At 71.8% G+C, this 24,090-nt stretch carries 25 protein-coding genes; 12 read left to right on the top strand and 13 right to left on the bottom strand.

Annotation, left to right across the window (positions count from 1 at the left end; all coding sequences use genetic code 11):
• Positions 1-271 precede the first annotated feature (271 nt).
• Positions 272-1,756, top strand: coding sequence for a glycosyltransferase 87 family protein (locus ACFZDL_RS40180; RefSeq protein WP_353590130.1), 1,485 nt, complete (start codon positions 272-274; stop codon positions 1,754-1,756).
• A 103-nt stretch (positions 1,757-1,859) separates the two neighbouring features.
• Here the strand turns inward: ACFZDL_RS40180 and ACFZDL_RS40175 are convergent, their stop codons facing one another.
• The 3 genes from ACFZDL_RS40175 to ACFZDL_RS40165 all read right to left on the bottom strand — a co-directional run bounded on the left by ACFZDL_RS40175 (position 1,860) and on the right by ACFZDL_RS40165 (position 4,526).
• Positions 1,860-2,891, bottom strand: coding sequence for an alanine racemase (locus tag ACFZDL_RS40175; protein ID WP_353590131.1), 1,032 nt, complete (start codon positions 2,889-2,891; stop codon positions 1,860-1,862).
• An 81-nt stretch (positions 2,892-2,972) separates the two neighbouring features.
• Complete coding sequence (locus ACFZDL_RS40170) at positions 2,973-4,091, bottom strand: peptidoglycan bridge formation glycyltransferase FemA/FemB family protein (RefSeq protein ID WP_353590132.1); 1,119 nt, start codon at positions 4,089-4,091, stop codon at positions 2,973-2,975.
• A gap of 117 nt (positions 4,092-4,208) precedes the next feature.
• Positions 4,209-4,526 (bottom strand): hypothetical protein, encoded by a 318-nt coding sequence (locus ACFZDL_RS40165; protein WP_353590133.1) that lies wholly within the window; start codon positions 4,524-4,526, stop codon positions 4,209-4,211.
• A 229-nt stretch (positions 4,527-4,755) separates the two neighbouring features.
• On the opposite strand from ACFZDL_RS40165, the gene rpsF reads away from it, so the two are divergent.
• The 4 genes from rpsF to rplI all read left to right on the top strand — a co-directional run bounded on the left by rpsF (position 4,756) and on the right by rplI (position 6,513).
• A complete protein-coding gene (gene rpsF, locus ACFZDL_RS40160) occupies positions 4,756-5,046 on the top strand; it encodes a 30S ribosomal protein S6 (protein WP_030827724.1) in 291 nt (96 codons plus the stop codon).
• Between the two features lie 82 nt (positions 5,047-5,128).
• Positions 5,129-5,707 carry a single-stranded DNA-binding protein gene (locus ACFZDL_RS40155; protein WP_353590134.1) on the top strand — a complete coding sequence of 193 codons (579 nt, stop codon included), beginning with the start codon at positions 5,129-5,131 and terminating at the stop codon, positions 5,705-5,707.
• 104 nt (positions 5,708-5,811) lie between these two features.
• Entirely contained in the window at positions 5,812-6,048 is a 237-nt protein-coding gene (rpsR, locus tag ACFZDL_RS40150; RefSeq protein WP_003978893.1) for a 30S ribosomal protein S18, read from the top strand.
• Between the two features lie 18 nt (positions 6,049-6,066).
• Positions 6,067-6,513, top strand: a complete 447-nt coding sequence (gene rplI, locus ACFZDL_RS40145; RefSeq protein WP_353590135.1) for a 50S ribosomal protein L9 — start codon at positions 6,067-6,069, stop codon at positions 6,511-6,513.
• A 176-nt stretch (positions 6,514-6,689) separates the two neighbouring features.
• On the opposite strand, the gene ACFZDL_RS40140 is transcribed toward rplI, so the two are convergent.
• Positions 6,690-8,030 carry an MATE family efflux transporter gene (locus tag ACFZDL_RS40140; RefSeq protein ID WP_353590136.1) on the bottom strand — a complete coding sequence of 447 codons (1,341 nt, stop codon included), beginning with the start codon at positions 8,028-8,030 and terminating at the stop codon, positions 6,690-6,692.
• A 476-nt stretch (positions 8,031-8,506) separates the two neighbouring features.
• Between ACFZDL_RS40140 and dnaB the strand changes: the two genes are divergently transcribed.
• A complete protein-coding gene (gene dnaB / locus ACFZDL_RS40135) occupies positions 8,507-9,964 on the top strand; it encodes a replicative DNA helicase (protein WP_353590455.1) in 1,458 nt (485 codons plus the stop codon).
• A gap of 20 nt (positions 9,965-9,984) precedes the next feature.
• Here dnaB and trxA read toward each other — a convergent pair whose 3' ends face one another.
• A complete protein-coding gene (gene trxA / locus ACFZDL_RS40130) occupies positions 9,985-10,323 on the bottom strand; it encodes a thioredoxin (RefSeq protein ID WP_353590137.1) in 339 nt (112 codons plus the stop codon).
• A complete protein-coding gene (locus ACFZDL_RS40125; RefSeq protein ID WP_353590138.1) occupies positions 10,320-10,775 on the bottom strand; it encodes a MerR family transcriptional regulator in 456 nt (151 codons plus the stop codon). Before ACFZDL_RS40125 ends, trxA begins: the two co-directional genes overlap by 4 nt.
• Positions 10,776-10,878: 103 nt before the next feature.
• Between ACFZDL_RS40125 and ACFZDL_RS40120 the strand changes: the two genes are divergently transcribed.
• Both ACFZDL_RS40120 and ACFZDL_RS40115 read left to right on the top strand, forming a co-directional pair.
• Positions 10,879-12,357, top strand: a complete 1,479-nt coding sequence (locus tag ACFZDL_RS40120) for a serine hydrolase domain-containing protein (RefSeq protein WP_353590139.1) — start codon at positions 10,879-10,881, stop codon at positions 12,355-12,357.
• 144 nt (positions 12,358-12,501) lie between these two features.
• Complete coding sequence (locus tag ACFZDL_RS40115; protein WP_353590140.1) at positions 12,502-13,761, top strand: SGNH/GDSL hydrolase family protein; 1,260 nt, start codon at positions 12,502-12,504, stop codon at positions 13,759-13,761.
• A gap of 17 nt (positions 13,762-13,778) precedes the next feature.
• On the opposite strand, the gene ACFZDL_RS40110 is transcribed toward ACFZDL_RS40115, so the two are convergent.
• Positions 13,779-14,231 (bottom strand): GNAT family N-acetyltransferase, encoded by a 453-nt coding sequence (locus ACFZDL_RS40110; RefSeq protein WP_353590141.1) that lies wholly within the window; start codon positions 14,229-14,231, stop codon positions 13,779-13,781.
• A gap of 10 nt (positions 14,232-14,241) precedes the next feature.
• The gene (locus ACFZDL_RS40105) at positions 14,242-14,730 is read right to left on the bottom strand and encodes a MarR family transcriptional regulator (protein WP_353590142.1); all 489 of its coding nucleotides are present in this window, start codon (positions 14,728-14,730) and stop codon (positions 14,242-14,244) included.
• Between the two features lie 149 nt (positions 14,731-14,879).
• Here ACFZDL_RS40105 and ACFZDL_RS40100 point away from each other — a divergent pair, with 149 nt between their 5' ends.
• On the top strand, positions 14,880-16,103 hold the full coding sequence (locus tag ACFZDL_RS40100) for an MFS transporter (protein WP_353590143.1): 1,224 nt from the start codon (positions 14,880-14,882) through the stop codon (positions 16,101-16,103).
• Between the two features lie 76 nt (positions 16,104-16,179).
• Here the strand turns inward: ACFZDL_RS40100 and ACFZDL_RS40095 are convergent, their stop codons facing one another.
• Positions 16,180-16,770, bottom strand: coding sequence for a DUF2269 domain-containing protein (locus ACFZDL_RS40095; RefSeq protein ID WP_353590144.1), 591 nt, complete (start codon positions 16,768-16,770; stop codon positions 16,180-16,182).
• Between the two features lie 120 nt (positions 16,771-16,890).
• Between ACFZDL_RS40095 and ACFZDL_RS40090 the strand changes: the two genes are divergently transcribed.
• From ACFZDL_RS40090 to ACFZDL_RS40080, 3 genes are all read left to right on the top strand, one after another.
• Complete coding sequence (locus ACFZDL_RS40090; RefSeq protein WP_353590145.1) at positions 16,891-17,523, top strand: HAD-IB family phosphatase; 633 nt, start codon at positions 16,891-16,893, stop codon at positions 17,521-17,523.
• A gap of 334 nt (positions 17,524-17,857) precedes the next feature.
• Complete coding sequence (locus ACFZDL_RS40085; RefSeq protein WP_353590146.1) at positions 17,858-19,432, top strand: globin domain-containing protein; 1,575 nt, start codon at positions 17,858-17,860, stop codon at positions 19,430-19,432.
• Positions 19,433-19,691: 259 nt separating this feature from the next.
• Entirely contained in the window at positions 19,692-20,519 is an 828-nt protein-coding gene (locus ACFZDL_RS40080; protein ID WP_353590456.1) for a pyridoxamine 5'-phosphate oxidase family protein, read from the top strand.
• 95 nt (positions 20,520-20,614) lie between these two features.
• On the opposite strand, the gene ACFZDL_RS40075 is transcribed toward ACFZDL_RS40080, so the two are convergent.
• From ACFZDL_RS40075 to ACFZDL_RS40060, 4 genes are all read right to left on the bottom strand, one after another.
• A complete protein-coding gene (locus ACFZDL_RS40075) occupies positions 20,615-21,100 on the bottom strand; it encodes an NUDIX hydrolase (RefSeq protein WP_353590147.1) in 486 nt (161 codons plus the stop codon).
• Between the two features lie 42 nt (positions 21,101-21,142).
• Positions 21,143-22,039: a LysR family transcriptional regulator gene (locus ACFZDL_RS40070; protein ID WP_353590148.1), complete on the bottom strand. Its 897-nt coding sequence runs from the start codon at positions 22,037-22,039 to the stop codon at positions 21,143-21,145.
• A 195-nt stretch (positions 22,040-22,234) separates the two neighbouring features.
• Entirely contained in the window at positions 22,235-23,467 is a 1,233-nt protein-coding gene (locus ACFZDL_RS40065; protein ID WP_353590149.1) for a cystathionine gamma-lyase, read from the bottom strand.
• A complete protein-coding gene (locus ACFZDL_RS40060; RefSeq protein ID WP_353590151.1) occupies positions 23,464-24,084 on the bottom strand; it encodes a low molecular weight protein-tyrosine-phosphatase in 621 nt (206 codons plus the stop codon). The genes ACFZDL_RS40065 and ACFZDL_RS40060 overlap by 4 nt, the downstream gene beginning before the upstream one ends.
• Positions 24,085-24,090 lie beyond the last annotated feature (6 nt).

Raw genomic sequence — 24,090 nt, 5'->3', positions numbered from 1 at the left:
GGTGTGCTGGGTGCGCGGCCGGCCCGCCGTCGTGCTCCCCCCCCCGCCCCACCCCGGGGGGGGGGGGGGCGCCGGCGCCCCCCCCCCCCCCCCCCCCCCCCCGCCGCCGTTTCTCCAGGCTCCCGGACCCGCACGGGCCCTCCCAGGGGGGCGTCGGAGCCCGCCCCCGGCCATTTCCCGGCCCTCCCCCGGATTCCGGTCCCTTTCGCCGTCCGGGGCCCTGGAGGCGGGCCTCACGGCCTCGGCCCGGCTCGTACGGCAGGATGGGTCCATGACGAGCGTGCGCAGGGATCCGGGGGCCGAGCCCGTACGGCCGACCGCCGAAGACGCGGTGGCCGCGGCCGGCAGCGAGCTGATCGGCGGGCCGGCCGGGCGGCGGGCGCTGTTCGGGGTCAGCTGGTGGACGCCGGTGCGGATCATCGCGCTCGTCGCCATCGGGATGTTCGCCCTCGGCATGGTGCAGAAGCTGCCCTGCTACAACGGCGGCTGGTTCTACGGGGCCACCGCCCAGTACACCCACGCCTGCTACTCCGACATGCCGCATCTGTACGTGGGCCGCGGCTTCGCGGAGAACGTCGTTCCGTACTTCGACCGCATACCGGGCGCGGCGGACGGGATGGACTACCTGGAGTACCCGGTCCTCACCGGCCTCTTCATGGAGGTCGCCGCCCGGCTCACCCCGCACGGCGGATCCCTCCAGCACCAGGAGCAGATCTACTGGATGATCAATGCGGGCATGCTCATGGTCTGCGCCGCGGTCGTCGCCGTCTGTGTCTCGCGCACGCACCGCCGCCGTCCCTGGGACGCCCTGCTGGTCGCCCTCGCCCCCGCCTTCGCGCTCACCGCGACCGTCAACTGGGATCTCTTCGCTGTCGCGCTCACATCCGCCGGGATACTCATGTGGTCGCGCAGCCGTCCCGTGGCGGCGGGCATCCTGCTGGGACTGGCGACGGCCGCGAAGTTCTATCCGGTGCTGCTGCTCGGGGCGCTGCTGCTGCTGTGTCTGCGGGCCGGCCGGCTGCGCGCCTTCGGGACGGCGCTGGGCGGGGCGCTGGGGGCCTGGCTGGTGGTGAACGTGCCGGTGATGATCAGCAGCCGCGGAGGCCTGCACATCCGCGAGGGCTGGCTCACCTTCTACACCTTCAGCCGGGACCGGCCGGTCGACTTCGGCTCCCTGTGGCTGGTCGTCTCCCAGCGCACCGGGGACCCCCTCGACAACGTCAACGTGTACGCCACGCTGCTGATGCTGCTGGCCTGCGCCGGTATCGCCGCGCTCGTCCTGTGCGCGCCGCGGCGCCCGCGCCTGGCGCAGATAGCGTTCCTGGTCGTCGCCGCCTTCGTGGTCACCAACAAGGTCTATTCGCCGCAGTACGTGCTGTGGCTGATCCCGCTGGCGGCCCTGGCCCGGCCCCGGTGGCGCGACTTCCTGGTGTGGCAGGCGTGCGAGGTGCTGTATTTCCTCGGGATCTGGATGTACCTCGCGTACACGGGCAGCGGCGACCAGCACCGGGGGCTGCCGCCGGAGGGGTACCAGCTGGCGGTGATCGTCCATGTGCTGGGGACGCTGTACCTGTGCGCCCTGGTCGTGAGGGATGTGCTGGTGCCCGAGCGGGACGTGGTGCGCCGGGACGGGTCGGACGACCCGTCGGGCGGCGTGCTGGACCGGGCCCCGGACGCGTTCGTCCTGGGGGAGGCGCGGCACGCGACGGCCTACGAAGGGCCGGCCCGGGTGGAGTGGGGCGTCAGACGCGAGTGAGCTCCCGCCGGACGGGACGGGAACCGCGAAGGGCCCGGAGCCGCGATCGTCGCGCGGCTCCGGGCCCTGACCGTTGTGACCGGTGGGGACTCGGCCGGGTGGCTCAGCGGTCGAGCAGCCGGTCGAACTGGGTCGTGGTGTGCCGCAGATGGGCCACCAGTTCGTCGCCCACCTGGGGGGGTGCGACGTCGCCCGGTACGAACAGGATGGACACCTGCATATGCGGCGGTTCGGCGAACCACCGCTGCTTGCCCGCCCACACGAACGGCGACAGGTTGCGGTTGACGGTCGCGAGCCCGGCGCGGGCGACGCCCTTGGCGCGCGGCATCATGCCGTGCAGGGCCTTGGGGGCCTCCAGGCCGACGCCGTGGGAGGTGCCGCCCGCCACGACCACCAGATGGCCGTCGGAGGCCGTCTTCTGCTGGCGGTAGCCGAAGCGGTCGCCCTTGGCGACCCGGGTGACGTCGAGCACCGCGCCCCGGTACTGGGTCGAATCGTGGTCGCCGAGCCACAGCCGGGTGCCGATGCGGGCGCGGAACCGGGTCTGCGGGAACTGCTGCTGCAGCCGGGCCAGCTCCTCGGACTTGAGGTGGCTGACGAACATGGTGTGCAGCGGCAGCCGGGCGGCGCGCAGCCGGTCCATCCAGGCGATGACCTCCTCGACCCCGTCCAGTCCGTCCGTGCGGTCCAGGGGGAGGTGGATGGCGAAGCCCTCCAGCCGGACGTTCTCTATCGCGGCGTGCAGCTTGGGAAGGTCCGCCTCCGCGACGCCATGGCGCTTCATGCTGCTCATGACCTCGATGACCACGCGCGCGTTCACCAGGCCGTAGACACCGTCGACCGACGAGACCGAGCGGATCACCCGGTCCGGCAGCGGCACGGGCTCCTCGCCCCGGCGGAAGGGGGTGAGGACCAGCAGGTCACCGCTGAAGTAGTCCTTCATCCGGGCGGCCTCGTACGTGGTCCCCACCGCGAGGATGTCGGAGCCGATGCGGCTGGCTTCCTCGGCCAGCCGCTCATGGCCGAAGCCGTACCCGTTGCCTTTGCAGACCGGGACTATGCCGGGGAACTGCTGGATCACCAACTGCTGGTGAGCCCGCCAGCGCGCGGTGTCGACGTAGAGGGTGAGCGCCATTGACCGGTCCCGGAACCTTTCTCGTGGCCGCGGTGTATTGAAGGTATGCAGCGTAGGTGGAGAGTCGAGAATTCGGGGAAGTCAGCGTCGCGACATGTAGATGTCCAGCGCCTTGTGCAGCAGCTTGTTGAGGGGGAAGTCCCACTCGCCGAGGTATTCGGCGGCCTGACCGCCGGTGCCCACCTTGAACTGGATGAGACCGAAGAGGTGGTCGTTCTCGTCCAGCGAGTCGCTGATGCCCCGCAGGTCGTAGACGGTGGCGCCCAGCGCGTAGGCGTCGCGCAGCATGCGCCACTGCATCGCGTTCGAGGGCCGGACCTCGCGCTTGTGGTTGGCGGAGGCGCCGTAGGAGTACCAGACGTGGCCGCCGACGATCAGCATGGTGGCGGCGGCGACGGCCTCGCCCTCGTGAATGGCGAAGTACAGCCGCATCCGGTTGGGGTCCTCGGAGTTGAGGGCCTGCCACATGCGCTGGAAGTAGCTGAGCGGGCGCGGGCGGAAGTGGTCGCGCTCGGCGGTGATCTCGTAGAGCCGCTGCCACTCCGCCAGATGCTCGTACTGGCCCTGGACGACCTCGACACCGGCCTTCTCGGCCTTCTTGATGTTGCGTCGCCACAGCTGGTTGAAGCCCTTGTGGACATCTTCCAGGGAGCGGTTCTCCAGAGGCACCTGGAAGACGTACCGGGGCTGGACATCGCCGAAGCCGGCCCCGCCGTCCTCGCCCTGCTGCCAGCCCATGCGGCGCAGCCGGTCGGAGACCTCGAAGGCGCGCGGCTCGATGAACGTGGCCTCGATGTCCCGCAGCCGCTTGACATCCGGGTTCTGGATGCCGGACTTGATCGCGGCGGCGTCCCAGCGGCGGATGATGACCGGCGGGCCCATCTTCACCGAGAAGGCGCCCTGCTGCTTGAGGTGCGCGAGCATCGGGCGCAGCCAGTCCTCGAGGTGCGGCGAGTACCAGTTGATGACCGGGCCCTCGGGCAGATAGGCGAGATAGCGCTTGATCTTGGGCAGCTGCCGGTAGAGGACGAGGCCGACACCGACCAGCTGGCCGCTGGCGTCGAACCAGCCGAGGTTCTCCGAGCGCCACTCCGTCTTGACGTCAGCCCATGCCGGAACCTGCATGTGGCTGGCCGCGGGCAGGCTCTGGATGTACGCCAGATGCTGCTCTCGGCTGATCGTCCTCAGGGTCAGGCTCATGCGGGGCGCTCCTCGGCAGGTTTGTCCCCAGGGTCGGGGCTCCGGCTCTCGCGCCGAAGCCTACTGCGACAAGGACGCGCCCCGTTTGGGCCCGGGGGCAACGGACCGGGCCCGAGCTCAGCCCAGCACGCCGCCGAAGAGGCCGCCGTGAGCCATGCCGAGATAGAAACCGACGCCGGCTGCGCCGAGCCCGATGATCAACAGGAAGCGCTCCCCGGTGGTCGCGGAGATCAGCTGTCCCCACAGTCCGGTGGCGATGCCGATCAGTCCCGCCCACGAGCTGACCAGGTGGAGATGGGGGAAATGAGCGGTGATGAACGCGATCACGCCGATCAGCAGGGTCGCCGCGGCGAAGGAGTTCTCGACGGGATGTGGCTTGCCGTCGGTGTCGAGGAAGGAGAGGAGTCCGTGGTGCGGTCGTGCTGCCTGTGCCATGGGGCACCTCCGTATGGGCACATATGGCAAAGCGGCGAAACTGTAACGCCGCTCACACCCGATGTGTACAGATTGCGGTGGGAGGCGGCCGGATTTCAACCCGGCGGCGGTCGGCGGGTAGTGTGTACCGTCCGCAGTGGTGTCTGCGCAGACACCGGTGCGGTACGCATCACGACCCTCCTGCCACGGATCGACCGTGGCCGCTGAGTCCAGAGGAGGTGGGTTCCACATGCGTCACTACGAGGTGATGGTCATCCTCGACCCCGATCTCGAGGAGCGCGCTGTCTCCCCGCTGATCGAGAACTTCCTTTCCGTCGTCCGTGAGGGCAACGGCAAGGTCGAGAAGGTCGACACCTGGGGCCGTCGTCGTCTCTCGTACGAGATCAAGAAGAAGCCCGAGGGCATCTACTCGGTCATCGACCTGCAGGCCGAGCCCGCGGTCGTCAAGGAGCTCGACCGCCAGCTGAACCTGAACGAGTCGGTCCTCCGGACCAAGGTCCTCCGTCCCGAGACCCACTGACCGCGTAAGCGCTCAGCGGTCATCGGGCCGTATCGCAACGAGTAGCAAGCAGCCCAGCAGTACCCGCCGAGAGGTTCCCCCAATGGCAGGCGAGACCGTCATCACGGTCGTCGGCAATCTCGTCGACGACCCCGAGCTGCGCTTCACCCCGTCCGGTGCGGCGGTCGCGAAGTTCCGTGTCGCGTCCACTCCCCGTACGTTCGACCGGCAGACCAACGAGTGGAAGGACGGCGAGAGCCTCTTCCTCACGTGCTCGGTGTGGCGGCAGGCCGCGGAGAACGTCGCCGAGTCGCTTCAGCGCGGCATGCGCGTCATCGTGCAGGGCCGGCTGAAGCAGCGGTCCTACGAGGATCGCGAAGGGGTCAAGCGCACGGTCTATGAGCTGGACGTCGACGAGGTCGGCGCCAGCCTGCGCAACGCCACGGCGAAGGTCACCAAGACCACCGGCCGTGGTGGCCAGGGTGGATACGGCGGTGGCGGCCAGGGCGGCGGCGGTGGCTGGGGCGGCGGCCCCGGCGGCGGCCAGCAGGGCGGCGGCGGTGCTCCGGCCGACGACCCGTGGGCGACCAGCGCCCCGGCCGGCGGCCAGGGCGGCGGCGGTGGCTGGGGCGGTGGCTCCGGCAACTCCGGCGGCGGCTACTCGGACGAGCCGCCCTTCTAGGCCCGGATGCGCTGTTTCACGTGAAACCGCTGTTTCACGTGAAACGGTGCCCGGTCTGGTCAGGGCGACCAGCACAAACTTCTTGATCACACTGGAGAGAGACAATGGCGAAGCCGCCTGCTCGCAAGCCTAAGAAGAAGGTTTGCGTGTTCTGCAAGGAGAAGATCTCCTACGTCGACTACAAGGACACGAACCTGCTGCGGAAGTTCATCTCCGACCGCGGCAAGATCCGTGCCCGCCGGGTCACCGGCAACTGCACCCAGCACCAGCGTGATGTCGCCACGGCCGTGAAGAACAGCCGCGAGATGGCGCTGCTGCCCTACACCTCCACCGCGCGATAAGGGAAGGGTGACCGAGTCATGAAGATCATCCTCACCCACGAGGTCTCCGGCCTCGGCGCCGCCGGCGACGTCGTGGACGTCAAGGACGGTTACGCCCGTAACTACCTGGTTCCGCGTGGTCTGGCGATCCGCTGGACCAAGGGCGGCGAGAAGGACGTCGAGCAGATCCGCCGCGGTCGTCGCATCCGCGAGATCGCCACGATCGAGCAGGCCAACGAGGTCAAGGCGCAGCTCGAGGGCGTCAAGGTGCGCCTGAAGACGCGCGCCGGTGACGCGGGCCGTCTGTTCGGCTCCGTCACCCCGGCCGACATCGCTTCGGCGATCAAGGACGCGGGTGGCCCCGAGGTGGACAAGCGCCGGATCGAGGTGGCCGCCCCGATCAAGACCCTGGGCGCTCACCAGGTGTCCGTGCGTCTGCACGCCGAGGTTGCCGCCAAGGTGGGCGTCGAGGTCATCGCCGCCTGACCGAGGTTCCCCCAGCGGTAGCTGGGAGGTGCCCGCTGCACAGCACGACTGAGGGCCGCGACCCACGCCGGGGTCGCGGCCCTTGGACGTATCGGCGTTCGGCTGGAGGTATCGGCGCCGGGCGCCCGTGGTGTGGTGGCCCGGGCGGCCGCCCGATCTCTGGGCCCGGGCTGGGCCTAGCCGCGTACCGCGCCGGTGACGATCCAGCGGCCCGAGCGGGCGCGCAGCCACAAGCTGACCAGCCGGACCGACATCATCAGCGCCATGGTCCACCACAGGGCCGTGAGGCCGCCGCCGAGAGAGGGCATTAGCAGCGCGACCGGGGCGAAGACGGCCAGCGTGACGAGCATCGCCCAGGCCAGATAGCCGCCGTCCCCCGCGCCCATCAGCACCCCGTCCAGGACGAAGACGACCCCGGACACCGGCTGGATGGCGGCCGTCACCAGCAGGGCGGGCAGCAGGGTGTCCCGTACCGCCGGGTCCGAGGTGAACAGCGGGATGAACAGCGGCCGGGCCGCGATGACCAGCAGCCCGAGCACCACCCCGGAGGCGATGCCCCACTGGACCATCCGGCGACAGGCGGCGCGCGCCCCCTCGGCGTCGCTCGCACCCAGATAGCGCCCGATGATCGCCTGGCCCGCGATCGCGATGGCGTCCAGGGCGAACGCCAGCAGGTTCCACAGGGACAGGACGACCTGATGGGCGGCGACCTCGTCGTCGCCGAGGCGGGCTGCCATCGCTGTCACGATCACCATGACGGCGCGCAGGGCCAGGGTGCGGACCAGCAGCGGCACCCCCGCCTGGGCGCAGGCCCGAATCCCGGCCAGGTCGGGGCGGAGCGTGGCGCCGTGGCGCCGGGCGCCCCGTACGACCACGGCGAGGTAGACAGCGGCCATGGCGCACTGGGCGATCACCGTGCCCCAGGCGGAGCCCGCGATGCCGAGTCCGGCGCCGTAGACCAGGGCGGCGTTCAGCGCGGCGTTGGCCATGAAACCGCCGATGGCGACGTACAGCGGGGTCCGGGTGTCCTGGAGGCCGCGGAGCACACCCGTGGCGGCGAGCACGACCAGCATCGCGGGTATGCCGAGGACGCTGATGCGCAGATAGGTGACGGCGTGGGGGGCCGCCGTGTCCGATGCCCCGAAGAGGCCGATGAGGTCCGGGGCGGTGGGCAGGGCGACGGCGATGACGGCGCCGCCGATGAGGAGGGCGAGCCAGATGCCGTCAAGACCCTGGCGGAGCGCTCCGGCCGTATCGCCCGCGCCGACACGGCGGGCGACGGCCGCCGTGGTGGCATAGGCGAGGAAGACGAAGATGTTGACGGCGGTGGTGAGAAGGGCGGCGGCGACGCCGAGCCCGGCGAGCTGCGGGGTGCCGAGGTGGCCGACGATGGCGCTGTCGACCATCACGAAGAGGGGTTCCGCCACCAGTGCGCCGAAGGCGGGGAGGGCGAGCGCGACGATCTCGCGATCGTGTCGCCGGGCGGTCTTCCGCTCGGTCGCGGGGGCCAGAGTCATGAGGGCAATCTAATCTTCCACAGGTAAGAGACACAACCCAATGGCATCCCTTACATGCGAAGGTGCGGGACGCTCTCCTCTGCGCCGTTTGTCGTGATCTTGATCGAGGCGGAGAAGTTTTTCTCCTGCACAGCCCCTGGATGAAGAAGTCGCAGGTCAGAGGCGTAAGTCTGGGGTGATTGTGTGTTTGTCCACAGCGCTGTCCCCCGGCCCGTGCACAGGATCGCGGGACTTCTCCACAGGATGTCACCCGTCATCCACATGCCCTGTGGATAACCAAGTTGGCTGAGGGGGGAGAGAGGCCTACCGTGGTCCGGCGCCCGCCGCCTGTTCCGGCCTCGATTCCCCCCGAACCCGATGCGTCGGAACCGGAAGTCGGGCGCCCTGTTTGTCATAGCCGTGGCGTAAGAAAGAGACGCGCGGTGAGGTCCGCACCGCGGACGGGAGGAGGTGGCGGGGTGAGCATGCCCGAGCCCATGGACGACCCGTGGGCGGACTCCGGCCCGGTCGACCGGTTCCCTTCCCCCCGGTTCCGGCGCGGCGAAGGCGGTCGCGGCCGTGACGAACAGCATGAGCGCGGCCGGGAGTCGGGTGGCTGGGAGGGAGCGGGCTTCGAGCGCGTACCGCCGCAGGACCTCGATGCCGAGCAGTCGGTCCTGGGCGGCATGCTGCTGTCCAAGGACGCCATCGCCGATGTCGTCGAGGTCCTCAAGGGCAACGACTTCTACCGCCCCGCCCATGAGACGGTCTATCAGGCCATTCTCGACCTCTATGCCAAGGGCGAGCCGGCCGACCCGATCACGGTCGCCGCCGAGTTGACCAAGCGCGGCGAGATCGCCCGCGTCGGCGGCGCCTCGTATCTCCACACCCTCGTCCAGTCGGTCCCCACCGCCGCCAACGCCGAGTACTACGCCGAGATCGTCCATGAGCGCGCGGTGCTGCGCCGTCTGGTCGAGGCCGGCACCCGCATCACCCAGATGGGATACGCGGCCGACGGCGATGTGGATGAGATCGTCAACAACGCCCAGGCGGAGATCTACGCCGTCACCGAGCAGCGCACCAGCGAGGACTATCTGCCGCTCGGCGACATCATGGAGGGCGCGCTCGACGAGATCGAGGCCATCGGCTCCCGCAGCGGCCAGATGTCCGGTGTGCCCACCGGCTTCACCGACCTGGACGCGCTGACGAACGGGCTGCACCCCGGCCAGATGATCGTCATCGCCGCCCGTCCCGCGATGGGCAAGTCCACCCTCGCCCTGGACTTCGCGCGCGCCTGCTCCATCAAGAACAACATGCCCAGCGTCATCTTCTCCCTGGAGATGGGGCGCAACGAGATCGCCATGCGCCTGCTGTCCGCCGAGGCCCGGGTGGCGCTGCACCACATGCGGTCCGGAAGCATGACGGACGAGGACTGGACGCGGCTGGCCCGCCGCATGCCCGATGTGTCCGCCGCCCCCCTCTATATCGACGACTCCCCGAACCTGTCGATGATGGAGATCCGGGCCAAGTGCCGCCGTCTCAAGCAGCGCAACGACCTGCAGCTGGTGGTCATCGACTATCTCCAGCTGATGCAGTCCGGCGGTGCGCGGCGCCCCGAGAGCCGTCAGCAGGAGGTCTCGGACATGTCGCGAAACCTCAAGCTGCTGGCCAAGGAGCTGGAAGTGCCGGTCATCGCGCTCTCGCAGCTCAACCGAGGCCCCGAGCAGCGCACGGACAAGAAGCCGATGGTCTCGGACCTGCGTGAGAGTGGTTCCATCGAGCAGGACGCCGACATGGTCATCCTGCTCCACCGCGAGGACGCGTACGAGAAGGAGTCGCCGCGGGCGGGCGAGGCGGACCTGATCGTGGCCAAGCACCGTAACGGCCCGACGGCCACGATCACGGTCGCCTTCCAGGGCCACTACTCACGCTTCGTGGACATGGCCCAGACCTGAGTGCTCAGGGGCGCCGGCGACTACACCACGTCGGCCAGCTCCTCCAGCAGCCGCCGCTTGGGGCGGGCGCCGACCATCGACCGCACCGGCTCCCCGTCCCGGAACACCATCAGCGTCGGCATGGACAGCACGCCGTACGCCGCAGTGGTGGCCGGATTGGCGTCCACGTCCAGCTCGACCACCTTGAGCCGGTGTGCCTCCTCCCGGGCCACCTCTGCCAGCACCGGCGCGATCATCCGGCACGGCGGGCACCACGAGGCCGTGAACTCCACCAGCACCGGCAGCCCGGACTCCAGCACCTCCCGCTGGAAGGTGTCGTCCGTGACCGTGACCACTCCCCCGGTCTGCGTCGTCGTCATTCCGTTCTCCTCTCCGTCGTCCCGTCCGTGTCATGCGGGTCGAGCTCGCAGCGCGGCTCGGGGCCGCCCGGTGCCGTCGCCGCGGCCTCCAGCGCGGCCACCGCCCGCTCCGCCTCGGCGAGCTGTGCCCCGACCTGCTGCCGTACGCCGTTGAGCCGCGCGATGCACTCGTCCAGCTCGGCCAGCTTGCGGCGGTACACCTCGAGCGAGGCCGGGCAGGAGTCGCCCGCGGGGTGACCGGCGCGCAGACACTCCACGAACGGCCGGGTCTCCTCCAGGCCGAAGCCGAAGTCCCGCAGCGTCTGTATCTGCCGCAGCAGCCGCAGGTCGTCCTCGTCGTACGCCCGGTATCCGTTGCCCGCGCGGCGCGCGGGCAGCAGCCCGAGCGTCTCGTAGTAGCGCAGCGTGCGGGTGGTCGTACCCGCCCGTTCGGCCAGCTCTCCGATCCGCATGGCCACGACGGTAGACCTTGACGCCGACGTCAATGCCAGAGCCGGCCGACGGGCCTGGGGAAACGCCCCGTCGGACAGGCGGCGCGGGACATAGGGTGCGGGCATGACCGCGCCCATGGATGAGACCGCACAGCCGCTGCCCGCCACCCACCGCGCCCTGCTCCGCCGGATCGCCGTCGGCCAGAGCGAGGGCCGCGCGCCGTCCCTCGTGGGCGCGGTGGTGCGGGACGGGCGGCTGTGGTGGGCGGGGGCGCGCGGTGAGCTGGGCGCCTCCGCTGAGGGTGGCGGTGGGCGACGGGTGGGAGGCGGGCGACGGGTGGGCGGTGGGCGACGGGCCGGAGGGCAGTCGCCCGACGCCAACACCCAGTACCGCATCGGATCGCTCACCAAGACCTTTGTGGCGGTGCTGGTGATGCGGCTGCGCGACGAGGGGCTGCTGCATCTCGGCGACCCGCTGTCCCGCCACCTGGACGTGCCGGAGGCCGGGGACGCGACCATCGCCCAACTGCTCTCCCACACCTCGGGCCTGGCGGCGGAGGCCCGAGGCCCGTGGTGGGAGCGCACGCCGGGCGAACTGCGCCCCGAGACGGCCGACATCTTCGGGGAGCGCCCGCTGCGCCACCCCGCCGGCCGCCGCCACCACTACTCCAACCCCGGCTTCGCACTGCTGGGCGCGGTCGTCGAACAGCTGCGCGGCGCGCCCTGGGACCAGGTGCTGCGGCGCGAGGTGCTGGAGCCGCTGGAGATGGCGCGCACCTCGCCGCTGCCGCGGCCGCCGCACGCCGAGGGCTGGGCGGTGCACCCCTGGGCGGATGTGCTGCTGCCCGAACCCGCCGTGGACACCGGCCGGATGGCCCCGGCCGGGCAGCTGTGGTCGACGGCCACCGACCTGGCCCGGTACGCCGCGTTCCTGATGGACGGGGACGAACGGGTGCTCGACCCCCGGACGCTGGCCGAGATGCGGGCCCCGGCGGCCGCGCCCGAGGACGACGACTGGGACGCCGGCTACGGTCTCGGCATCCAGCTGACCCGCCGCGACGGCCGCGTCCTCGTCGGCCACACCGGCTCCATGCCGGGCTTCCTGGCCGCCCTGTGGGCGAGCCCGGAGGACGGGCTGGCCGGGATCGCGCTGGCCAACGCCACCTCCGGGCCCGCGGTCGGCGCCGTCGCCGCCGACCTCGTACGGATCGCGGCCGAGCACGAGCCCCCCGTGCCCGCGCCCTGGCGTCCGCTGCCCGAGGCCGACCCGGAACTGGTGGCCCTGACCGGGCCCTGGTACTGGGGCCCCACCCCCTTCCTGCTGCATCTGCGCCCCGGGCGGGGGCTCGAGCTGCGCCCGCTGAACGGGAGGGGCCGCGGCTCGCGGTTCCGGGCGGAGCCGGACGGCACCTGGACCGGGCTCGACGGCTACTACGCGGGGGAGACGCTGCGCGTGGTGCGGGGCGCGGGCGGCGGTCCGTACGGCGGGGCGGACAACGTCCACCTCGATCTGGGCACCTTCGTCTTCACACGGGAGCCGTACGAGGCCGATGGGGCGGTGCCGGGCGGGGTGGACGCGAAGGGGTGGCGCCCGGGGGCGTGAGGCGCGCCCCGGCTTGGGCCCGTGCCTGACCCTGGCGGTGGTACGCACCGGCGGGGGCTGGGTGGGCCCCGCGCAGCGCCCCAGGCTGATCTCCGTACACACGTCCGGCGGCCCCGCGTCCGCCACGGTTGAAGGAGATCCGTCATGCGCTCTTCAGCGCTCCGCGTCGGTGCGTCCCTGCTCGCCCTGACCGCCGTCCTGGCCGCCTCGGGCCCGGCCACCGCCCGAACCGCGAGCGCCCGGCCCGAAACCGCCTGGTCGGCCGGGTGGGCGGCGCCCGTCCAGCGGCCCAGCGAGGGCTTCGAGGAGAACTGGGCCCTCAAGGGCTTCGCCGACCAGACCGTGCGCCAGGTCGTGCGGGTGACCGGCGGCGGCACCGCGGCCCGGATCAAACTGTCGAACCTGTACGGCACCGAGCCGCTGCGCATCGAGGGCGCGACCGTCGCCCGGACCGCGGCCGGCGCGTCGGTCGAGGCCGGGAGCCTGCGCAGGCTGACCTTCGGGCACCGCCGGTCGGTGACGATCCCGGCGGGCGGCGAGACGGCCAGCGACGCGGCGCCGGTGCGCGTGGCGCCCTTCGAGTCGCTGACGGTGACGCTGTACTTCGCGGAGCCGACCGGTCCGTCCACGTTCCACGCCCAGGCCTATGCGAAGAGCTACCGCGCGGAGGGCGATCACGGGGCCGACCGTACGGGCGCGGCCTTCACCTCGTCCACCCACTCCTGGTACTACCTCTCGGACGTGGAGCTGACCGGCGGCGCCGGACGGCGCGGCTCCGTGGTCGCCTTCGGCGACTCCATCACCGACGGCTTCGGCTCGACCTACGACGCCAACAGCCGCTGGCCGGACCTGCTGGCGGAGCGCTTGGCGGCGGCCGGCACCCCGCGCCCGGTGCTCAACTCCGGCATCGGGGGGAACCTGCTGCTGCACGACTCGCCCTGGTACGGGGACCGGGCGGGCGCCCGGTTCGGGCGCGATGTGCTGGACAAGCCGGGCGTCAGGTCGGTGATCCTGCTGCAGGGGCTCAACGACATCGGCTTCAGCGAGGTGGATCTGCCCACCTACAAGCCCAATCCGCAGGTCTCCGCCGAGCAGGTGATCGCCGGCTACCGCGAGCTGATCGCGCGGGCCCACGCCCGGGGGGTGCGGGTCGTGGGCGCGACGATCCTGCCCTTCAAGGGCGCCGAGTACCACACGGCGCGCTCCGAGGCGAAGCGCGCCGCGATCAACGAATGGATCCGCACCTCCGGCGAGTTCGACGCGGTGGTCGACTTCGCCGAGGTCATGGCCTCGCCGTCGGATCCGCTGGCGCTCGACGCGGCGTACGACAGCGGCGACCACAAGCACCCCAACGACGCGGGCTACCGGCGGATGGCCGAGGCGATCGACCTCGCCGCGCTCTGAGGCACCCGCCCGCGGGGTCAGAGCGCGAGCTTGAACCCCACGTGTGAGGCCTCGAAACCGAGGCGCTCGTAGAAGCGGTGGGCGTCGGTACGGGTCGCGTCCGAGGTGAGCTGGACCAGCACACAGCCCTCGCGGCGCGACTCGTCGATGGCCCACTGGATCAGCTGGGTGCCGAGTCCGCCGCCGCGCTCGTCGGAGTGGATGCGCACGGCCTCGATGATCGAACGGGTGGCGCCGCGCCGGGACAGGCCGGGGATGACGGTGAGTTGGAGGGTGCCGACCGTGCGGCCGTCCCGTACGGCGACGACCAGGCGCTGGCCCGGATCGCGGTCGATCCGTTCGAACGCCGCCCGGTAGGGGGCCGGGTCGTCCGGGGACTCGCGCCGGGCGCCGAGCGGATCGTCGGCCAGCATGGCGACGATGGCGGGTATGTCGTCGGCGGTCGCGCGGCGGATCTCGAAGTCGCTCATGGCGGGCAGCCTACGCGGGGGCCCACAGCCCTTCGACGGCCGTGACCAGCGGTGCCAGTTCGGGCCGTGCGGCGGCGTCCTGGAGGGCGTCGCGCAGGGCGGCGTCGTTGGTCGGGCGGGCCTGGCCGAGCAGTTCCCGGCCCGCGTCGGTGACGTTGGTGTAGATGCCGCGGCGGTCGTCCGGGCAGATGTAGCGGGACAGCAGCCCGCGGTCCTCCAGGCGGGTGACCAGGCGGGTGGTGGCGCTCTGGCTGAGGACGACGGCGTCGGCGAGCTGGCGCATCTGGAGGTGACCGCCCGGGCCGTCGTGCTGCTCGCTGAGCACATTGAGCACCGAGAACTCGCGGACGCTCAGGCCGTGCCGGGCCTGCAGCGCGCGCTCGACGTGGGTCTCGATGCGGCCGTGCAGGGCGGACAGGGCGCACCAGCCCTGGGCGAGGGCCCGCCCGCCGGGCAGTGGCTTGTCCGGGGGCGGCGCGTCGGTCGGCGCATCCGGCATGGGTCCCCTCCTTGGGTGTGGTGCCCCCAGGGTAGTCCACTCGACGAAAAAGACGGCGCTTGCAAGTAAAGCGCGTCTGCAACTATTGTCAACGCGTTCAAAGCTTCCGCGCAATCATGTACTCGTGCAATCGCCCTGAGGACCCCGACATGCCTCTCGCCCTGCTGGCGCTCGCCATCGGCGCCTTCGGTATCGGCACCACCGAATTCGTGATCATGGGACTGCTGCCCGAAGTGGCGGACGAGTTCCACGTCTCCATCCCCACCGCCGGATACGCGACCACGGGCTACGCCCTCGGCGTCGTCGTCGGCGCCCCGCTGCTGACCCTGCTCGGCACCCGGCTCACCCGCAAACAGATGCTGATGACGCTGATGGGGCTGTTCATCGCGGGCAATCTGCTCTCCGCGCTCGCCCCCGCCTTCCTCCTGCTGCTCGCCGGGCGGGTGCTCGCGTCCTTCGCACACGGCGCCTTCTTCGGCATCGGCGCGGTGGTCGCCGCCGACCTGGTCGCCCCCCACAAGCGGGCCCAGGCCATCGCCACCATGTTCACCGGCCTGACCGTCGCCAATGTCGTCGGCGTGCCCATGGGCACCTGGATCGGCCAGACCTTCGGCTGGCGCGCGTCCTTCCTCGCCGTCGCCGGCCTCGGCGTACTCGGCCTGGCCGGCATCGCCGCCCTCGTTCCCACCCGGCCCGGCCCGGCTGCCGCCCGCCTCGGCCAGGAGCTCGCGGCCTTCCGCAATCCGCAGGTGTGGCTGGCCATGATCATGACCGTGCTCGGCTTCGGCGGGGTCTTCGCCGCCATCACCTACATCACGCCGATGATGGCGCACGTGGCCGGCTACGCCGACTCCTCCGTGACCTGGCTGCTGGTCCTCTTCGGGCTCGGCCTGGTCGGCGGCAACCTGATCGGCGGCCGCTACGCCGACCGGGCGCTGATGCGGATGCTGTACCTCACCCTCGGCGGCCTCGCCGTCGTCCTCGCGGCGTTCGCCTTCACCGCGCACAACAAGGTCGCGGCCGCCGCGACCATCATGCTGATCGGAGCCTTCGGCTTCGCGACCGTGGCGCCGCTGCAGAAGCGGGTCATGGACCAGGCGCCGGACGCGCCGACGCTCGCCTCGGCGGCCAACATCGGCGCCTTCAACCTGGGCAACGCCCTGGCCGCCTGGCTCGGCGGAATCGTCATCTCCGCGGGAATGGGCTACACCGCGCCCAACTGGGTCGGCGCCCTGATGGCCGCGGCAGCGCTCGGCACCGCCGTCCTCTCGGCCACCCTCGAACGGCGCACCGCGCGCACCGGGCGGGTCGTCGCGGCGGGCGGGCTCACCACCGCCGACGAGGCGCGGGAGGACGCGGCGGCCGTACGCTGACCCGCCCGTCACCCACCGCCACGCGCCCGTCCGTCACCCCCGTTTCCGGCCGCCGCACGGCCCCCCGTACGCCCCGTCACGCCCGCGAGCGGACCTGGGAGCGGGCGGCCACGCGGCGGCCGGACCGCGCCTGGGCCCCGTCCCGCGCCCCAGCCCCGGAGGCACGGCTTCCGGCCCGCTGCCGACGGCCGCGCGCCGTCAGCCCCCACGGCTTGAGGACCGAGATCGCGGTGAGGAACAGATAGACGCCCAGCGCCACCGAGGGCGCGATGACCAGATCGACGGCGGAAGGCACCACCCGGCCGGCCGAGGCATCGGCCGCGGCCGATGAGATCTCGGCCCGCAGCGCGAAGACGGACGCGCCGGCCGCGGGCACCGTCAGCCAGAACTTGGTGTACACCCAGCGGTACCTGGCCAGCCCCCAGGGCGTGCCGAGCGACAGCGCCACCCCGCTCACCAGGGACGCCAGGCTGATCGGCGCGATCAGCCAGTCGCCGAAGATCTTCATGGCCCGGTAGGCGGCCTCGGCGGTGTCCGCCGATCCCGAGGCCGCCCCCGCGATGCCGAGCGCGAGCAGACAGAGCGTGAGCCCGAGCCAGCCGACGGAGACGACGACATGGACGACGAGAAGGGCCCTGCGGGCGGGCCGCGAAAGGTTCGGCTGCATTCCTCCACGGTCGTGCGCGGCGCTCCGTACCGCGTCTGACGGCGGGAGTATCCGCACCTACTCCCGCCGTACTCCGAGCCCGCCGTACCGGGTCGTGGACAGGCCCTAGGCTCAGCTTCCATGACCAGACTGCATCTGTTCGACCTGGACGGGACGCTCATCCACGGCTCGGCCGCCGCCGTCGAGATATCCCGTCAGCTCGGGGTGGAGCGGGAGATAGACGCGCTGGAGCGGGCGTTCGCGGGCGGGGAGCTGAGTACCGCCCAGTTCGCGCAGCGGGCCTGTGCGCTGTGGGGGGAGCTGACGGAGCGGCACGTGGCGGCGGCGTTCGAGGGGGCGCCGTGGCTGATGGGAATCCGTGAGGTGTGGGCGGACATCCGGGAGCGCGGTGAGCGCTGCGCGGTGATTTCGCTCTCTCCCGGGTTCTTCGTGGAGCGGCTGCTGGAATGGGGCGCGGACGCCGCGCACGGGTCGCGCTGGCCGGCCGTGCCGTTCCGCGAGCCGGTCGATCCGGAGGGCATCCTCACTGCGGCGGCGAAGGTGCGCATCGCCGATGAGCTCTGTGCCAAGTACGGGCTGAGCAGGGAGGACTGTGTCGCTTACGGCGATTCGATGTCGGACGCCGAGCTGTTCGCCGTGGTGCCGCTCTCGATCGCGGTCAACGCCGATCATCATGTGAGCGAAATCGCATCGCACGGCTATACCGGCCGCGATCTGAGGGAGGCCTACGAATTGACTGGTAACTACCGGTAATTACGCTGGTTCATGGGTGTAATGGAGCCGCTGGACTTGGGGCTTGTTAATTCATCCGGGCCCGGTAGGGTCGGGTCCAGGTTCTGCGCGGCGGCTGTGTCGCGGGGGCTACATCGGGACAATCCAGCCTAACGGAACACGGGTGCCGTTACCTGGAGTTCCGGCTATGTGTCCTGTCCGGCGAACAAGCATGGCATGCTGCCCATGGAGAAGTACGGGGCGGGCCGTCCGGACCAATCTCATCTGAACCAGTGGAACAGAGCGGGGAATTGCGGGCACATTCCGGCTTCGGAAGTGCGAAGACCGACAGAAAGATGTTCGAGGCGAGGCAACCATGGACGCTCCGACCACCACGTCGTCGGCCGGCAACGACGGTTCCGGCGGAAGCAGTGGCGACTGGGGCTGGTTCACCCCGAGCAAGAGGCGGGACGAGGACGGGTCTCCGGGCGCGGACCAGGAGGCCGGCCGGCGGGAGCCCAGCCGCCCGGTGAGCCCGATACGGCCGGTCGGCACGGGCGCCGACCGCCGTACCCCGCCTGCGCCCCCGGCGCCGCCCGCGCAAGCCGCGCCGCCCCCGGCACAGACCGCGCCGCCGCCCCCACCCGGGGCCGGGACGCCGCCGCCCTCCGACGAGTGGAGCAGACCCGCGCGGCGGGACCACGCCCCGCCCGCCGAGGCCCGGCCGCCCGCCGCACGGGAGCACGAGGAGCACCAGCGCCCCGACGAGACGCCCGGCGCACAGGACGTCCGGCCCGTGAGCCTGCTCTCCGAGGACCCCACCGCCTCGCAGGACGCGGTCCTCATCCGCCGCACGATGGCCGAGATCGAGCCCATCTCGGACAAGGTCACCTCGTACTTCTACGCCCTGCTCTTCGTCCAGCACCCCTATCTGCGCCCGCTGTTCCCCGCCGCGATGGACGCCCAGCGCGACCGGCTCTTCAGGGCCCTGCTGACCGCCGCCAAGCTGGTGGACGACCCGGACATCCTCACCGAATACCTCTCGGGGCTCGGCCGTGGCCACCGCAAGTACGGCACCCAGCCGGAGCACTACCCGGCCGTCGGCGAGTGCCTGATCGGCGCGCTCACCCGCTATGCGACCTCGACCTGGAGCGATGAGGCCGAGGGCGCCTGGGTCCGGGCGTACACCACCATCTCGCAGATCATGATCGACGCGGCCGCCGAGGACGAGCTGCGCGCGCCCGCGTGGTGGCAGGCCGAGGTCGTCGGCCATGAGCTGCGCACCCAGGACATCGCGGTCATCACCCTGCGCCCCGACCAGCCGTACCCCTTCCTCGCCGGCCAGTACACCTCCCTGGAGACCCCCTGGTGGCCCCGGGTGTGGCGGCACTACTCCTTCGCCTCGGCGCCCCGCCCGGACGGGCTGCTGTCCTTCCACGTCAAGGCGGTGCCGGCCGGCTGGGTGTCCTCGGCGCTGGTGCACCGCGCCCGCCCCGGCGATGTGATCCGCCTCGGCCCCCCGGCCGGCTCGATGACGGTCGACCACTCCACCGACAACGGCCTGCTCTGCCTGGGCGGCGGCACCGGAATCGCGCCGATCAAGGCGCTGGTCGAGGACGTCGCCGAGCACGGCCGCAACCGCCCGGTCGAGGTCTTCTACGGTGCCCGCAGCGACCACGACCTCTACGACATCGACACCATGCTGCGGCTGGCGCAGACCCATCACTGGCTCTCGGTCCGCCCGGTCGTCTCCGACAGCCCGACGAACGGGCTCAGCGGCCGGCTCCCGGACGCCGTCCGCCAGTACGGGCCGTGGACCACCTACGACGCGTACCTGTCCGGGCCGCCCGGGATGATCCGCAGCAGTGTGGACACCCTGAGAGGCATCGGAATCCCGTCCCACCGCATACGGCACGACTCGCTGGAAGAGCTCGTCGCGGCGGGGGACTAGCGGGGGGACTGCAACGCGGCGGGGGGCCACGACGCAGTAGTGACTAGTGAGGAGCAGGGGACTGGGGGCTGGGAGAGCAGTGCTTCACTGACTCGAGCGATCGCAGGATGAGGGACAAGTGAGCGTGGACGACGTCGAGCACGAGAGGGCGACGACGGAGACGACGGCGATGGCGGCGACGGCTTGGGCCGCCCCGGCCATCGCCCCCACGGGCGGCGTGGAGCGTACGAGACGTCCGGGCAGCGACGGCGAACACCGGCTGCAGCGGCGCCTGGGCACGGGTGACCGCGCCGACCGCTTCTACGAGGAGCAGGTGCTGGACCGGCTCAACGACCGGATGCGGGAGTTCGTGAGCCGCCAGGAGATGTTCTTCCTGGCGACGGCCGACCGGCACGGCGAGTGCGACAGCACCTTCCGGGCCGGGCCGCCCGGCTTTCTGCGGGTGTTCGACGACAGGACCCTGGCCTACCCCGAATACCGGGGCAATGGCGTCATGGCCAGCCTCGGGAACATCGAGGAGAACCCCCACCTCGGCATCCTCATGATCGACTTCCTGCGTGACCGGATCGGTCTGCACATCAACGGCCGGGCACGGGTCGTGGAGGACGCCGAGATGCGCGCCGTCCACCCCGGGCTGCCGGTCGACCCGGTGCCGGGGCGGCGGGCCGCGGTGTGGGTCGAGGTGACGGTCGAGGAGGCGTACATCCACTGCGCCAAGCACATCCCGCGGCTGCAGAAGGCGTCCGTCCAGCGGCGGTACGGCGCCGGTGCCGGTGCCGGTGCCGGGGGCGGCGGGGTGGACGGCGGGGTTGACGCCGGCGTGGAGCGCGAGACCGCCGACCAGGAGCGTGACTGGGGCACGGACGACGTCAGGCGCAAGGGCGGCGACTTCTTCGGCGCCGCCGCCGACGTGCGGGAGGGCCGGCGCACGCCCGTGGCCGGCCGGGAGCCGGAGGCGGACCATGGCCATGGCCCTGGGCCCGCGCGCTCCGAGGAGTGGCAGCGGGAGGCCGAGCGCGTGCTGGCCAGGGCGCGGGAGCGGGCGGCGGAGGGGGCCGGACAGCCGTTCAGCGGCTGGTTCCGGTAGCCGCGACGCCTGGTAGCCGCGACGCCTGGTAGCCGCGACGCCTGGTAGCCGCGACGCCTGGTAACCGCGGTCCCCGGCCGTGCCGGCGGGGCGGGTCAGCCCAGGTCGTCGGCGAGCAGCGACAGCACACCTTCGATGTTCGCGTCGAGATACGCGCGCAGCGACGGCGGCACCACGCCCACCGAGGCGACCCCCTCACGGGTGAAGGGGACGCGCACCACCTCGTACTCCCCGCAGGGCTCGTCGACCTCCGGGCCGTGCCGCCGCGACAGGTCCATGGACCCCAGGCGGCACACGAAGAAGTGCTGCACCTTCACACCGGGCGAGGTCTCGTCGGGGTGCGGGACGGTGTCGACGAAGGCGGGCACCACGTCCGTCACCTTCGCGCCGAGCTCCTCGTCGACCTCGCGGTGCAGCGCGTCGACGACCGTGGCGTCCTCGGGCTCCACCCCGCCGCCCGGTGTGATCCAGTACGGCGCCTCGCCGGGCTTGGTGCGCTTGATCAGGACCAGCCGGGGCTCGGGGCCCCCGTCGAGCAGGATGGCGCGGGCGGTGCGCTTGACCACAGGTCGTTCGGTCATGGTGGACATCTGCCGCAAGCGTCGCCCGGTGAAACCCTTTACTCACCAGTCAACAGCGGCGCGCAGCAGCCACTCGTGCGCCCGCGCGATATGCGGCAGGGCGAGCGCACCCGTCCGGGTCACCAGGAAGTAGGTGCGCAGCGGCGGCACCGGCGGGTTGAGCAGGGCGACGACCTCCCCGGCGTCCAGCGCGTCCATGCACAGATAGCGCGGCAGGACGCCGAGCCCGACGCCTTCCGCGACGCAGGTGAGCACCGCCCGCAGGTCGGGGGCGATGACGGTGCCCGCGGTGATCGGCGGGGTGTCGAAGACGGCCGACCAGTAGCGGGTGATCAGCGGCAGGCTCTCATGGACCTCGACGACCGGCAGCCGCTCCAGCGCGCCGACGCCCTTGACCTGTAACACCGCGGGGCCGCCGAGCCGGGCCGCCCAGCGGGGCGCGGCGACCAGTACGTGTTCCTCGTCGCACAGCGGGGCGGCGGCCAGCAGCCGGCCGCGGGGGCGGGCGGTGGTGACGGCCAGGTCGTGGTGGCCGGCGGCCAGCCCCTCGAACAGCTCCTCGGCGCTGCCGAAGGCGCACCGCACCGCGAGGCCCTGGTTGACGAGCGGGGCGAGGGCGGGCAGCACGCGCAGCGCGGTGAACTCCGGGGGGCCGGCGAGGTGCAGGGTGCGGTTGGCGGAGCTGTCGTCGAGCCCGGCCTCGGCGATCTCCAGCAGCGCGTCGAGATGGGGCGCGGCCTTGTGGGCGAGCTCTTCGCCGACGCTGGTGGGGACGACCCCGCGCGCGGTGCGCAGAAACAGGGGGCGGCCCAGCTGGCGTTCGAGGGTGCGGATCTGGCCGGTGACGGCGGGCTGGGAGAGCCCGAGCAGGGCGGCGGCGCGGGTGAAGGAGCCGGCCCGATGAACCGTGACAAATGTGCGTAAGAGGGCCAGATCCATGCGGTTCCCCTCCGCTCGACGCACCCACGCCGCAGGCCAACTATAAATATGCCGATAGGTCCATGTCGCTACTGTGATTGGACACTGACGCTGAGTCAACTAGCCTTGTTCAAGCGGTTCTCCATGAGGGAACCGGGGCGTCTCGAGTCACGAGGGGGGAGACTCGAGACGCCCGCCCGGCGTGGCCTGATCCCGCTACGCCGTGGATCTGGGTTCGTCCTGTGCCTCGGCGAGTGCCCGCAGCACATCGGCGATCAGGTCGTCCGGGTCCTCGGCGCCCACCGAGAAGCGGATGAAGCCGTCCGGCACGGCGTCGCCGCCCCACCGCCCGCGCCGCTCGGCCGTGGACCGTACGCCGCCGAAGCTGGTCGCGTCGTCGACCAGGCGCAGCGCGGCCAGGAAGCGCTCGGCGTGCTCCCGGCCGGGGAGCACGAAGGAGACCACACAGCCGAAGCGCCCGCCGCGCATCTGGGCCGCCGCGACGCGGTGCGCGGGGTCGGTCGCAAGCCCGGGGTGACGCACCCCGGTGACCTCGGGGCGCTCGCGCAGCGCCTCGGCCAGGGCGAGCGCCGTCCGGGCCTGGCGGTCGACGCGCAGCTGGAGGGTGGCCAGGGAGCGGTGCGCGAGCCAGGCCTCCATCGGGCCGGGGATCCCGCCGGCCATCTTGCGCCAGGCGCGTACGGAGGCGGCCAGGCCCCGGTCGCGGCAGGTGACATAGCCGAGCAGGACGTCGCCGTGGCCGGTGAGCGCCTTGGTGCCGCTGGCGACGGAGAAGTCCGCGCCGAGGTCAAGCGGGCGCTGTCCCAGCGGGGTGGCCAGGGTGTTGTCGACGGCGACCAGCGCGCCCCGCTCATGGGCGGCGTCGGCCAGCCGGCGGATGTCGCAGACGTCCAGGCCCGGGTTGGCCGGGGACTCGATCCACAGCAGCTTCGCGGGACGCGGTCCGTTCCGGGGTCCGCCGTCCGCGTCCGGCGCGCCGTCCAGGACGGCCAGCTGGGCATCGCCGCCGGTGGGCGCGGTGCGCACCTCGATGCCGTAGCCCCTCAGCCGCTCGCCGAGCGGGGCCAGGAGCTGGTAGCCGTCGGAGGGCAGCACGGCCGCGTCGCCCTGCCCCAGCTGGGACAGCAGCACTGCGGAGATCGCGCCCATGCCGGAGGCGAAGACCACCGTCTCGGCGTCGGCGTCCGGCGACTCCAGCTCGCTGATGGCCCGCTCCAGCCCGGTCCAGGTGGGGTTGGCGTCGCGGCCGTAGGTGTACGGGCCCTGGTGGACGTCGGCGTCGCCGGGCAGGTGGTAGTGGGCGGCGAAGGCCGGGCCCGGCAGGGTCGGCTCGTACGCCTCGGGCTCGGGCAGCCCGGCCCGTACGGCCCGCGTGCCGTCGCCCGCCGCTTCTGGCGCGCGCCCGCCGGTCATGCGCTCGCTCGTCATGCGTTCTCTTCCGGGGCGGTCGTGGGTGTGACGGGGATAACAGAATTGGCCGGGGCGGCAGGAGTGGTTGAGCCGGCCGGGGTGGCTGAGTCGGCCGGCGCGGGGAGGTCCCGGGCGGCGAGCGCTTCCCGCACCGCGTCGAGCAGCCCTTCGCTCGCCGCCTCGATCATCTCCAGGCACGCCTCGAAGTCGTCCGTCCCGCCGAAGTACGGGTCGGGCACGTCCGGACCGCCGAAGCCGTCCGGGTTCGCGTCCGGGTCGTAGTCGCGCAGCAGCCGCACCTTCGCGGCGTCCTCGGGCGTCGGGGCGAGGGCGCGCAGCTCCCGCAGATGGCCGCTGTCCAGGGCGATCACCAGGTCCAGGGTGGAGAACCACGCGGGCTGGAACTGCCGGGCGATGTGACTCTGCTCATAGCCGTGGGCAGTGAGCACGGAGACGGTGCGGTGATCCGCCCCGTCGCCCTCGTGCCAGGGTCCCGTGCCCGCGCTGTCCACCTCGACCAGGCCGTCGAGCCCGGCTTCCTCGGCATGGGCGCGGAAGACGGATTCGGCCATCGGCGACCGGCATATGTTGCCGGTGCACACGAAACAGACGCGATAGGGCGACGGGGCTCTCATGCGTCC

Source organism: Streptomyces sp. NPDC007917, from assembly GCF_042959105.1.
Taxonomy (GTDB): domain Bacteria; phylum Actinomycetota; class Actinomycetes; order Streptomycetales; family Streptomycetaceae; genus Streptomyces.
This window is presented reverse-complemented; position numbering and strand designations above follow the sequence as displayed.

Bases quoted from the DNA above. Each gene is read 5' to 3' on its own strand.
- ACFZDL_RS40175 (WP_353590131.1), bottom strand. From the start codon at position 2,891: ATGGCGCTCACCCTCTACGTCGACACCGCGCGCTGGCGGGCTCACCAG.
- ACFZDL_RS40140 (WP_353590136.1), bottom strand. From the start codon at position 8,030: ATGACTCTGGCCCCCGCGACCGAGCGGAAGACCGCCCGGCGACACGAT.
- ACFZDL_RS40095 (WP_353590144.1), bottom strand. From the start codon at position 16,770: ATGCAGCCGAACCTTTCGCGGCCCGCCCGCAGGGCCCTTCTCGTCGTC.
- ACFZDL_RS40070 (WP_353590148.1), bottom strand. From the start codon at position 22,039: ATGGATCTGGCCCTCTTACGCACATTTGTCACGGTTCATCGGGCCGGC.
- ACFZDL_RS40170 (WP_353590132.1), bottom strand. From the start codon at position 4,091: ATGAGCCTGACCCTGAGGACGATCAGCCGAGAGCAGCATCTGGCGTAC.
- rpsR (WP_003978893.1), top strand. From the start codon at position 5,812: ATGGCGAAGCCGCCTGCTCGCAAGCCTAAGAAGAAGGTTTGCGTGTTC.
- ACFZDL_RS40100 (WP_353590143.1), top strand. From the start codon at position 14,880: ATGCCTCTCGCCCTGCTGGCGCTCGCCATCGGCGCCTTCGGTATCGGC.
- trxA (WP_353590137.1), bottom strand. From the start codon at position 10,323: ATGACGACGACGCAGACCGGGGGAGTGGTCACGGTCACGGACGACACC.
- rplI (WP_353590135.1), top strand. From the start codon at position 6,067: ATGAAGATCATCCTCACCCACGAGGTCTCCGGCCTCGGCGCCGCCGGC.
- ACFZDL_RS40085 (WP_353590146.1), top strand. From the start codon at position 17,858: ATGGACGCTCCGACCACCACGTCGTCGGCCGGCAACGACGGTTCCGGC.
- ACFZDL_RS40155 (WP_353590134.1), top strand. From the start codon at position 5,129: ATGGCAGGCGAGACCGTCATCACGGTCGTCGGCAATCTCGTCGACGAC.
- ACFZDL_RS40125 (WP_353590138.1), bottom strand. From the start codon at position 10,775: ATGCGGATCGGAGAGCTGGCCGAACGGGCGGGTACGACCACCCGCACG.
- ACFZDL_RS40115 (WP_353590140.1), top strand. From the start codon at position 12,502: ATGCGCTCTTCAGCGCTCCGCGTCGGTGCGTCCCTGCTCGCCCTGACC.
- rpsF (WP_030827724.1), top strand. From the start codon at position 4,756: ATGCGTCACTACGAGGTGATGGTCATCCTCGACCCCGATCTCGAGGAG.
- ACFZDL_RS40075 (WP_353590147.1), bottom strand. From the start codon at position 21,100: ATGACCGAACGACCTGTGGTCAAGCGCACCGCCCGCGCCATCCTGCTC.
- ACFZDL_RS40180 (WP_353590130.1), top strand. From the start codon at position 272: ATGACGAGCGTGCGCAGGGATCCGGGGGCCGAGCCCGTACGGCCGACC.
- ACFZDL_RS40165 (WP_353590133.1), bottom strand. From the start codon at position 4,526: ATGGCACAGGCAGCACGACCGCACCACGGACTCCTCTCCTTCCTCGAC.
- dnaB (WP_353590455.1), top strand. From the start codon at position 8,507: ATGGACGACCCGTGGGCGGACTCCGGCCCGGTCGACCGGTTCCCTTCC.
- ACFZDL_RS40065 (WP_353590149.1), bottom strand. From the start codon at position 23,467: ATGACGAGCGAGCGCATGACCGGCGGGCGCGCGCCAGAAGCGGCGGGC.
- ACFZDL_RS40090 (WP_353590145.1), top strand. From the start codon at position 16,891: ATGACCAGACTGCATCTGTTCGACCTGGACGGGACGCTCATCCACGGC.
- ACFZDL_RS40110 (WP_353590141.1), bottom strand. From the start codon at position 14,231: ATGAGCGACTTCGAGATCCGCCGCGCGACCGCCGACGACATACCCGCC.
- ACFZDL_RS40060 (WP_353590151.1), bottom strand. From the start codon at position 24,084: ATGAGAGCCCCGTCGCCCTATCGCGTCTGTTTCGTGTGCACCGGCAAC.
- ACFZDL_RS40120 (WP_353590139.1), top strand. From the start codon at position 10,879: ATGACCGCGCCCATGGATGAGACCGCACAGCCGCTGCCCGCCACCCAC.
- ACFZDL_RS40105 (WP_353590142.1), bottom strand. From the start codon at position 14,730: ATGCCGGATGCGCCGACCGACGCGCCGCCCCCGGACAAGCCACTGCCC.